This is a genomic window from Halobacteriovorax sp. RT-2-6 (genome assembly GCF_047085025.1).
In the GTDB taxonomy this organism is placed as follows: Bacteria; Bdellovibrionota; Bacteriovoracia; order Bacteriovoracales; family Bacteriovoracaceae; genus Halobacteriovorax_A.
This window is the reverse complement of record NZ_JBKIYH010000001.1, coordinates 183,281-194,016: the sequence shown is the minus strand read 5'-3', so window position 1 is coordinate 194,016 and position 10,736 is coordinate 183,281. Positions and strand designations below refer to the sequence as shown.

Annotated in this window: 7 protein-coding genes; 2 read left to right on the top strand and 5 right to left on the bottom strand. The window is 35.5% G+C overall.

From position 1 onward, the window contains the following. Position 1: 1 nt before the first annotated feature. Positions 2-1,300, bottom strand: a complete 1,299-nt coding sequence (locus tag ACMAYS_RS00910; protein ID WP_103217118.1) for an inosine/guanosine kinase — start codon at positions 1,298-1,300, stop codon at positions 2-4. Positions 1,301-1,353: 53 nt separating this feature from the next. On the opposite strand from ACMAYS_RS00910, the gene ACMAYS_RS00905 reads away from it, so the two are divergent. Continuing rightward, the gene (locus ACMAYS_RS00905) at positions 1,354-2,199 is read left to right on the top strand and encodes a hypothetical protein (RefSeq protein ID WP_103217117.1); all 846 of its coding nucleotides are present in this window, start codon (positions 1,354-1,356) and stop codon (positions 2,197-2,199) included. A gap of 9 nt (positions 2,200-2,208) precedes the next feature. Here the strand turns inward: ACMAYS_RS00905 and ACMAYS_RS00900 are convergent, their stop codons facing one another. Next, positions 2,209-2,670 (bottom strand): hypothetical protein, encoded by a 462-nt coding sequence (locus tag ACMAYS_RS00900; RefSeq protein WP_103217116.1) that lies wholly within the window; start codon positions 2,668-2,670, stop codon positions 2,209-2,211. 119 nt (positions 2,671-2,789) lie between these two features. Here ACMAYS_RS00900 and ACMAYS_RS00895 point away from each other — a divergent pair, with 119 nt between their 5' ends. After that, complete coding sequence (locus tag ACMAYS_RS00895) at positions 2,790-3,596, top strand: TIGR02147 family protein (RefSeq protein WP_103217115.1); 807 nt, start codon at positions 2,790-2,792, stop codon at positions 3,594-3,596. Here ACMAYS_RS00895 and ACMAYS_RS00890 read toward each other — a convergent pair. The 3 genes from ACMAYS_RS00890 to ACMAYS_RS00880 form a co-directional block, all read right to left on the bottom strand. After that, positions 3,589-6,426 (bottom strand): S8 family peptidase, encoded by a 2,838-nt coding sequence (locus ACMAYS_RS00890; protein ID WP_412462550.1) that lies wholly within the window; start codon positions 6,424-6,426, stop codon positions 3,589-3,591. The genes ACMAYS_RS00895 and ACMAYS_RS00890 overlap by 8 nt on opposite strands. Further along, positions 6,423-9,551, bottom strand: a complete 3,129-nt coding sequence (locus ACMAYS_RS00885; protein ID WP_412462549.1) for a hypothetical protein — start codon at positions 9,549-9,551, stop codon at positions 6,423-6,425. Before ACMAYS_RS00885 ends, ACMAYS_RS00890 begins: the two co-directional genes overlap by 4 nt. Before the next feature lie 145 nt (positions 9,552-9,696). Further along, positions 9,697-10,542, bottom strand: coding sequence for a hypothetical protein (locus ACMAYS_RS00880; RefSeq protein ID WP_412462548.1), 846 nt, complete (start codon positions 10,540-10,542; stop codon positions 9,697-9,699). Positions 10,543-10,736: the final 194 nt, after the last annotated feature.

Sequence of the window (10,736 nt, the reverse complement as noted above, 5' to 3'; positions counted from 1 at the left end):
CTTACATATCCCAGTAGCTCTCTTCTAGACTTTGTTCCTTAACAGGTAGGTTATGAGAAAGTCTAGGAGATTTCTGTTTCAAAACTTCATAACTTGTTCGGTTAGCATACTTACAAAGTTGGTGAATCGAAGAATAAGTAAGGTATTTCCCGTCATGCTTAATTGAATGAGGAAGCAGCTTTTGGTGATAAACATTGGCCGCAATATCGTGAAGGATGGCCGATAAAGCAGCATCCCCTGCACCATTAGTATTTTCAATATTCTCAGGCCCTCCCATAAAAGGATTAATATGAGAGTAAATTTTCATAGGCTCTTGGCAATCAACTTTTAACTGAGAACGTGAATATTCGAATTGGTTATAATTTTCAATCGACTTAGAATGTAGCTTATCTTTTGTTTCACGGGCCCTTGTCTGACAGGCCCAAGAGGCAATATAAAGCCCTCTTTCCCCATCTGTGATTAGAGCAAGATCAGTATAATCTAAAATTGATTCTCCTATTAGAAGTGGATCATCAATATCAAGAAGGGCCTGGGCCTCATCACGGTTCATCGCTAGAACATTTACATTCTCTCTAATGAATTCTTTGAAAAAGTGTGTATCACTTTCAATAAGAGAGCTTGTTCCAAGAGCAAAAACGACAGGAACATTATTTTCCTTAGCAATATTTACGGCCTTAAGAGTGGCCTTGAATAGAGGCGCATTGCGATCTCTTAATAAGAAGGCCGTCACAAGTAATGCACTAGAATTTTTAATAAGATCATCAGGAATAAACTCTTCAGTAAGTTGATTCATAATCCCCTTACCAATTGCAAAAGTTCGCTCCTTATCTGGAGTAATAAGACACATTGCCCTCGCCATCTTACCAGCACACGGCTGAAGATAGCTAAAGTCTACTTTTGAAGAAGTGCTACAAATATATTTAAAGGCGTAGTCACCTACTTTAATCGTTTCACAAATTGTTCCAAGAGCAAAAGATTGGTCGTCCGACAATACCGAGTAATTATGTAATGTATTACCAACGGCTCCACCAGCATACTGGCCAAGTATTCTTCCCTCTTCGTAAGAGCGCTGATACAAGTCTTCCACGTCCTTATCTGATAGAACATAAGACTCTCCGGCCTTAAGCTTAAATTCTTCGAGAAGCTCAAATGAAGCGTCGACTTCGATATCAACAAGCAGTTGATCGATACCAACAATATAAACATTTTCTTTGCGGTTAAAATCTGTTTCAAAAGAAAGTCGACCTTTAGCACTTACTGGGAAATAATGCTTTGATCTTCTCTTACCTGGAAATCTCATAAATAATCCTAAACTAATGTAGTCAAAAATTCTATTTTGATTATAATAGATATATGAAAAAACTTTTAGTGTTAATTTTTTCTCTTACTCAATTAAGTTCTCTCGCCTATCGTTTTGCTGTGACAAAATCACGCCAAACAATTGTTTATGCTGATGTAAATTTATCGGCACCAATTGGCTACATTCGAAGTGGCCGTAAAATCAAAGTTGGTGACAATGACTTAAAACAAGGCACGATTGTACCACTAGTTGTATCAGGAAAGATTGCATATGTGAGAACTAATGATATTAGTTACTCAATAGATGGCACTAAACTCGAGCACGTTCCAGAATTAACAGACCACGATGTAAAAACGATTTTCACTAATGATGCTCAAAGATTAAGAGAAAATAGCTTCTTCTCGCTAGACTATTCTAGACTTGAAGTTGGAACTGACTGGGATAGCTTTCAAGCACAATATGCCAACGAGACTTCACCTGCTTTTAATCGTATAAATCTTGCGATTGAATACAGAGACCCAAAACATCGCCATGGCTTTAAAATTTCTCTTGGCTATCTTTTCGCCTCCGCAACTTATAGCTCAATCAACAGCATTCTCGGTGAACTACAGTACCAATATCGCTTCATTAATCGAAATAGCTTTGTAGCAGAAGGCTACTTTGGTGCAATCTTAACCGGTGATTTTGAACAAGAGAACTTCGGTGAAAAAGCAACAGGTATGGCCTATGGTTATAATATTGGTGGCCGTATAAGGATTGCTCCGTACTCAAGAATTGGCTTCTACGGACAGGCCGGGATATCGACTTTATATACTAGTTCAATGGATACTCTTGTCACAGAGACTGTTTCATCTGTAGGTGGTGTGACAATCGGTGCTGGAATAAGCTTTCGCCTCTAGCTCAAAGAGCTAGAAGCATTTAATTGAATTATTTTCGCCGTTTTCATTTCTATAACTAATAAAAATCTGATCAAGATTCTCATCGTAATCTACTTTAACAAGATAATTGTCAAATACACCTGAGAACATATAACGACTTTTCATTGAAACAAAAACAGAAAGATAAATTGTACTATCACTAGGACTTTCTTGATCGAAGTTATTAAGAGAGTAAATATTAAATTTCAGCTCATCTTCGGCAATCGATAAAGCTGACTTCTGTCCATCTAAACATACTTTCTTGTAATCTCTTTTGATTACATCGATTACAATATCTTCAATTTCATCAGCACCCCAACCAGTCTTAGCACCCCATCCAGTTTTAAAATCAATATCAATTTGATTTCCTTTGTACGTGAAAGGGTTCTCACTTGAAATAAGTGCGAAAGTATTAAATGAGATAAGAATAGATAGTAAAATTGATTTTAGCATTTCAGTCCCTTATGTATGATGGGGATATTTATCCTATATTCAAGCATTTTCATCAAGTATGTGTGTAATATATTTAGGTACTTACTAAATGTTTTCTAAGAGATGTCGATACGTAAACCATGGAAATTAGGGGTATAGACCTATTTAGCTATATTGATTATCGTCAATACTTAGAAGATATCTATCTAAGTCGTAAAGCAGTCGATAAAAAGTATACATTTGGCCGTTGGGCCAAGGAGCTTGGAATATCAAGTGTCTCAGGCCTAACCATGATTATAAAAGGCCAAAGGCATCCAGGGCCACAAATTACGGCCATGCTCATTAAGAATCTTGAACTCAATAAGAAAGAGGCCGAATTCTTTCAAACCTTAGTTGATGCTAAAAAGAATTCTAAAGGAGATGAAGAAACCTTTAAGGCCATAGTAGAAAAACGTACTTCTGATGTAACAAGATCTGATCGACAGGTTGAATTTAAATGGGAAATGGCCCTTTTAAGAGAAATGCTTAAATGGAGTGATTTTAATACGATTAAAGATCTTAATTCTAAAAAATTAATCTATAAAGGTCATGAAGATTACGCACAAATCATCAAACAAATGAAGAGTGCAAAAATCATCAATATAGAAAATTCTAAAATTTATCTGAACAAAGATTATACCCCACAATACAAACTTGATATGTCACAGTTCTTACCTCTTCATAAAGAGATTTGTGAACTATCAAGTGACAGCTATTACCTTCCAAAGGAACAAAGGGTCTTAGAACACTTTCTAATCAATGTGAAAAAGTCTGAGCTTTCAAATGCTAAGAAAAAGATCATGCAGTTTATCGATGAATTTACAGAAGAGTTTGACTGCGAAAATGGCAACAGTGAAGAGCATCAAATCTTTACATTATCGACACTCTTCTTTCCTTTCACTAATTAATTGCACCATTTGAAATGAGTACAGATGACAAATTATCAGGGCCAAGGCAATGAAGCCTTATTTGCATATACTTTTCAACTTGTGTGTGCCCTATCAGTGCACATTGAGAAGGTACTGCATAATTATATTTTAGCATCTTACTTAAACTCTGATCTTCACTTGTAATCAAACGAATATTATCACCGAAAAGTCTTTGCATATCAGTATAGATAGCACCTTGAGACGGACTGATTTGGCCCATTTGAAAGAGCTGAGAAAAATTCCCACCCGGAAAACTTGATTCACGGTTAATGGCCGTTTTCGAAGTTCTAATAATTTTTTTACCATCAGTAACAACTAAATGAATATGATAACGACCTTCAATGTAAACAGAGTAGGCTTCATCTTCTTTATAGACGGCCAGAATTGAAGCTAAAGGATCATTCCAGTCACTTTGGAAACGAAGAGTTCTTCCTCCATCAGAGAGCTTAAATGAGAGTTTATTCAACTCCTGCTGGCGTGTAATAAGATACTCATCAATAAAATCACCATTGGCCGTCGATCTTATTGTTGCAATATTAGATTGATGAATCTGGAGAGATCTTCCCTTTTTATCAATTGTAAAAGAGTCGATATCATCAAATACGATTTCATAATATTCATTAAATGTAACTTCTCCAACGGCGTAAACAAGCCTAACTCGCCCACTATTTTGAGAGGATTTATCTTGTTCAAGATAAGATACGAATTGTAGTTTTTTGAAGAATGGAAGATCGAGCATCTTTCTTAATTTAGAATCAAATTTATATGATTCTAGAGTTCGAATCTGCAGCTTCAATTTTTCCTCTTCAAGAGAAGGTAGAAGATAATATGGCCTTTTCTTTTGGATATTATTCATAAAATCAATTGGATCTGCATTATTATCAATTTGCGGTAATTCAAATACCTTACTTACAAGCGGAACCAAGACTGTTCCCAACTCTTTAGTTTGGGCCTTGATAAAATTGAAATATGGCCTACCACGATTAAAATCAAGCCCACCAAATTGAGTCGCGTTTAAGCTCCAGCTTGAATATTTGCCAAATAACGGCCTACCTCTTGAGTCAAATGACTCAAGAATATACTCTCTATTATTAGCAGAAGTTCCATAAACTAGAATATCTAATTTACCATCAACATTCATATCGACTTTCATGACACTAATAACTTTTATGTCTTGCGAGAAATTGATTTGAAAAGGCTCAAATGATTTTTTCTCTTCAGATAGGTAGAATATGCTTTTTAATGAGCGACTATTTAAAACAAAATAGTCCTGTTCACTCTTGCTAGCATTGAACTCGATAACTTTTTGAAGTTGGGAACTCTTAATATTTGGAGCGATTCTTAAAAGAGCACCTGCTGCAATTTTAGAAATCTTCTTACTTTCAACAATAGGTAGTGGAATGAAGAATTGAGCTTCAAAAGATTTTGAAGAAAGAGATACTCCATCATGAATGAGCTCCAAATGAAGATTTTGCCAGCTCTCAATATCTAGGCCACTTAAATAAGAACTTAACTCTATTCGATTAAGGCCTTTATTTAAGTTATTCTTTTTACAACTTCTTGTGGGATCAAAGACAATTGAGGACAAACAAATATCCACATTTTCTAAAATTTGATTTGAATGAATATCAAAACTCATTTTAGCGAAAGGCTTTTTATTCTTATCAAATGAAACTGAAATACTATCGATATTCTTTGTTAGAAATAAAGGAGAAAGAAAAGTATTAGAAATCTCATTAAATGAATTATGAAAACGTTGATAATCAGGAGAATTCAATTCTGATGTCTCTAGAGTTCTTGAAGTTACTTTAAGCCTTGCAAGAAACTCATAACTATTAGTCTTAACTTCTTTAAGCTTTGCTGCTGCAGCGAGGGCCGTGACATGAGCAATAGAAAATGATGTACCAGTTTTAATATCATAATTTCCGACACGTAGTACAGTCGACTCCATACTAGATGGAATCGTCCCAACAAGCTTCTCTCCAGGAGCAAATATATCTACAGTTTGTCCATAATTTGACGAGGATACTTTTTGTCCCTGAATATCATAACCTCCAACACAAACAACACCATTGTAATTACATGGAAATATATTTCTTCTCTTATTATTATTTCCTGCTGAAGCTACAATTATAACGTTTTTCTTAAGTGCATATTCAATGGCACTTACTATCTGTGGAGTTTCAATGACTTTAGGAATACCAAGTGATAGATTGAGAACTTGTGCACCATTATTAACGGCAAAGGCAATGGCCTTTGCAATATAGCTAGAAACAACACTTCCCTCATGCGTAAAGCCTCTAAAGTTAGTAATCGCTTTAATTGGCATAATTTCAATATTTTCAGGAAGGAGTCCGTCAACGCCGAGCCCATCTTTTTTAGCGGCCAATAGCCCGGCCACAAAAGTACCGTGTCCAATATCATCTGAAACATTTCCATTTCCATCAAGAACATTATAGCCACGACATGGTAGTGCCTTTTTCTCTTCCTCACTCTTACCGATACAGCCTGGATAATTCCAAATATTGTCTTTTAGCTCAGGATGATCAACGTCTACACCAGTATCTATAACCGCTACGATAATTTTCTTAGAACCAAATGAAGCTAATTGCTTCTCTGTAAAGTAATTTACATCAACACCTTTTATACCCTCTATATTTTCAAATCCAAGCTCAGAGATTTTCCTAATATAAGACTGACCAGTATTTTTGATATTCCACTGTCTCCCAGAAAGATCTACTGCAAAAGCCTTCTGACTAGATAGAGCATATAACATGATAAAAAGGAGCATTATATTTCTTATTATCATTTTAGTGTCTCCCTATACCAAAGGCCTAAAACTTCGGCCTTAATCATTCCAAGGACAGTAACTAATTTATTAATTGGCCCACCAAAATTTCGAGAATTAATCTTCCCATACGAATTTCCAACAATAGGCTTAGTCATTAGCTCACTTCCAACACGGTAGCCAGAAAGTTGAGATTCAATATACATATTATCTTCACCGAAAAATTCGAGTAAAGTTCTTGCATCAACGTATTTAGCAAAGTAGTGACCAACATGAGCTAGACACTTAAGGCCTTTTTCAGTCTTTGCCTTATTTAAATACTTATTACACCAATAGAGCTTACTCTTAATAGGATCAAGGTCGCCACAACGTAGCTGTTCAGATATCGTTCGCCCGGAGTTATCATTGTCTCGATTTCCACCTCTAAAACAATTTCTTACTTTCATTTTTTCGGAAATCTTATCTAAATCTCTTGATGTAATTGAGAGAATTTTTTTAACTGACTTATCAAAGAAGTGAATTTTACTCTCAAGACGAACAAAGTGCATATCACCAGCATCATTCGCATCTGAAGGCGTATAGAAATCAAGATTGAAAGCTTCATTCTCTTTTTTAAGATACTTCTTAATTGTCTTCTCCTTCATGATCGCTTTCTCATGAGTTTTACGATAGTGAAGATAAAGCTCATTCATGTTATCAAAGCTTGCCTTGGCATTTATATCACTTAGTTTAGATTCAAACTTAGTTTCATAAGTCGTTGCGGCCCCAAAAAGCTCTTTACCTGGGTTCTGATAGTAGTGCTTGGCCTCTTCAATCATAGGGATATAGCTCTTATCAAAGCTTACTTCTAAATTATTAATAAATTTCTTTAGATGATAAGAGGCAATATTCTTTAAGAATTTTCCAGCAGCGATCCCATCCATTTCACCATAAGTCGATGATATTAACTTAATATTGACTTGATCCTTAATTTTCACAAAAAGCTCTGTAATAGACTTTAAAGTACGTGAAACAAAGAAAAGTAGATTTAGGTTAAAAGTAGAATCCTTTGAATGATTATACACTTGAATATCTTCTGGCCCCATTGCTTCATTAGAACGATCTCTTAGAATAGAAAGGAACTTAACCGCATTTTTAGAAAATTCTAAATCTTCTTGTTCAGGGTCCATATTGATTTCATAAAACTTTAAATCAAGCTTTGACTTTATTGCGGCCGCTTCACTCATAATAATTGGAATTAAATATGAAAGGCCACCACGTGCCCTAACCTCACTAACATTGGCCTCATCATAGTAGACTTGAAACATGTACTTTGACTTTCTTGTAATATGAATTCTCGAAAGTTCCTTATATTTTGTACTGATTGAACCATAACCGTTTGCAACGCCAAATAAAGGAGCATTTAGAGAAAGAGTTACATCAGGTACAACTGAAGTCGAAATAATAATGGACTCACCAACACCAAATTGCTGAGAAATTTCATTATAAATTGCGTGAAGATCCTCTCTTCTCGTTTCATTATCAAGGTCTGAGATATTGATTGACTGCTTAAGCTTTTCTTCAATATTACGAAGTGTCTTACCAACTAGCATATTCTTATATGGAGTCTTTACGGCCACTCTAAGGTCTTGAACTGGCCTTACATGCGTGTAACTTGTATTAATCCCAATATTTGGAAAAACTGACCCACCTGTTGTTTGAGAAATAAATCTTTCTAGGCCAATAAATAGGCCAAGGTTTGTTGTGAAGCCAATTGTGTCAGCAAGCTGAACAAAGTTGTCCGTACCAAGGCTTTGACCAACAACGATGTCTCGGCCAAATATAATATTTCCTCTAACAACTGGCGACTTCCAAGATGAGAAAGGTAGAGGTGGAAACTCTCCATGTTCAGCAAAATAATCAATAGCGTAGTCTTTATTTGCAAGGAAATCTTCTTGTAACCACTTAACCTTGGCCTTTGATAGATCAAATGCGCTAAGTCCTTCACTAATTTTGCCCGTAATCCATTTGAATGTACTACTTTGCGCTTCAGAAAAGAGAAAGGCCGGAATATCATCCATTGGCGACTTACTAGCACCGAAGCTAAACTGGCCAGCGTAACCTTCAAATTCATGTGGAATTAGAAATCCATCTTTAACAAGAGGGTCTTTAATATCCTTACTATATTCAATAAGTGGTGCATTTAACTTAAGTGTAGATATAAGGTTATTACGACGGCCAATAATCTTTTCAATTAATAGTTTTTCAACGACGGCCGGATAGTGTGACTGCTTTACGACTTGGGTAATCTCGTGGCGATTAAGATCACCGATTAATCGCGAAATCCATTTTACATCATCATAAGTAGCACTGAAATCAGTTGAACTAGGATACTCAAAAAGTAGGTGATCATTTTTTATTTTTAGAAAATTAAAAGAATACTTATTAATCGATTCTTCAAGATTTAGAAGTGAATAAACCACGATAAGACTTCTTAGTGTTCTTAAGTCTTTTGTATCATTAATTGATGTAAGAGCAACATCATAGAAATCGTCTTCTTTAGGCTGCCTTACAAAGATATCTTTTAAAACAAGAAAATCACTTCCCTCTTCAACTAGCCAGTTTTTATAAGAAGCACCCAACTTAATTACTAGCTCAACATCTTTGAAGTAATCTTTTTGCTTTTCATCTTTGAAGTTAATTCTTATATTTTTAAGATACTTCGAAGCTGGAACAACATAACCTAATCTTCTAAGCATATTCTTTCTAAGAAGAATCGTATGAAGTGTTTTAGATAAATGTACCTGAAAATTTCCTTCTCCATTTTGTGCATTAAACCTCAAAACTCCCGCAGGAGAGCTAATCACACCAGAAAAATTCAAAGTTTCAAAGTCGTTAATTGGTAAGTTCAGATCATCTTTGTAATCGGAGAAATTATTGGCTCCATTCCAAAGATTAGATAAAACGGGAGACAGTGTTGAAAGATCAACTCCTTCGGCCTGAAGCTCATATGCTTGTTCTGAATCAATTGGCCCATATTCAATACTATAAAGATCACCTGCTGGAAGTGATTCACCATTAATGGCAACAAGTCCATCGGCAGCGTAAACTTTGGCCGTTAAGATCGAGATCAGTAAAATCAATATACTTAAATTTAATATTTTCATTACGTTATAAAATAACAATATTTGGCGCATGAGACCGATCTTTTGAAAGATCTACAAGTGCTGTTTAAGCGATGTACAAGTTCAAAATAAAAGGGCCTATTCAGGCCCTCTTAAATGTGTGGTATTTGGATATAATTTCAATGACTTATAATTCTATTGAAAGTAGCTCTGGAAGAATGACGTCTTCGATATTTTGAGTCGTTGTTCCTAAGTGTCCAGCTACATCATCAATGATTTGTTCACGTGCATTTAGATCATTTTTAGCTGCCATGAACTCTTCGATTGATTTACCAGTAAAGTGCTTGATATTGTTTGCAATTGCTTGCTGATCTTGCTCTAGAAGCTCACCGTCTTTAGCGTTATCTAGCATCTTTTTAACTTCTTTTTCCATTGTTACTAGAGAGAGTGCTTTATCAGCAGGAAGTTTGAAGGCCTGTGAGTATAGAGATGCTTTATTAAACATCTGTAGTTCTTCATCATTTGCGGCCATAAGACCTGTATCCATTGTCTCTTCTTCATCTTCATAGTAGTAACCAGTATCGAAACCTTGGAATACTGGATCACCAAATACATCAGAGCCTACATAATCAACGATTTCGTAGTTATCACCAAAACCGTCTCCGATAATTCCATAGTCCCAAGCATCATCTGATTGAATGTCACGGAACTCATCAGCTAAACCTTGGTTATTCGAATAGTAATCCCAATATGCAAGTGTTCTTAGGTATGTAATATCGACTGCTACGAACTCATTATACTTAGCATCGAAATAAACAAAGAAATCTTCTCTAAGAGAATCATACTGATCCTTCTCAAGAGTGTTTAGGTCATAGTAATAAGGATCAACACTATTAAGTGCCGATACAAAACCTTGTGCTGTCACATATGGAGAAGTGTATCTTCCATAAGTAGACGATGAACTTGAGCCTCCGCTCCCACCGCAAGAAACAAGTAACGTACCAAGTGCTGCAACCGCTAATAATTTTTTCATTTATACTCTCCCTCAAAAAAATTGAAACCTTTGCTATTCAGCAAGGCCAGTCATTAATAAAATCTTCGTGATTTTAAAATTAGAATAATGAAACTAGTTCAAGATTCATGCCAACTTTTGTCTCATAAAGTTGATGTTTTTAGTACCACATTGGCCCTAAACTGGATTATTTACTGGTGCTTTAAGAAACTGTT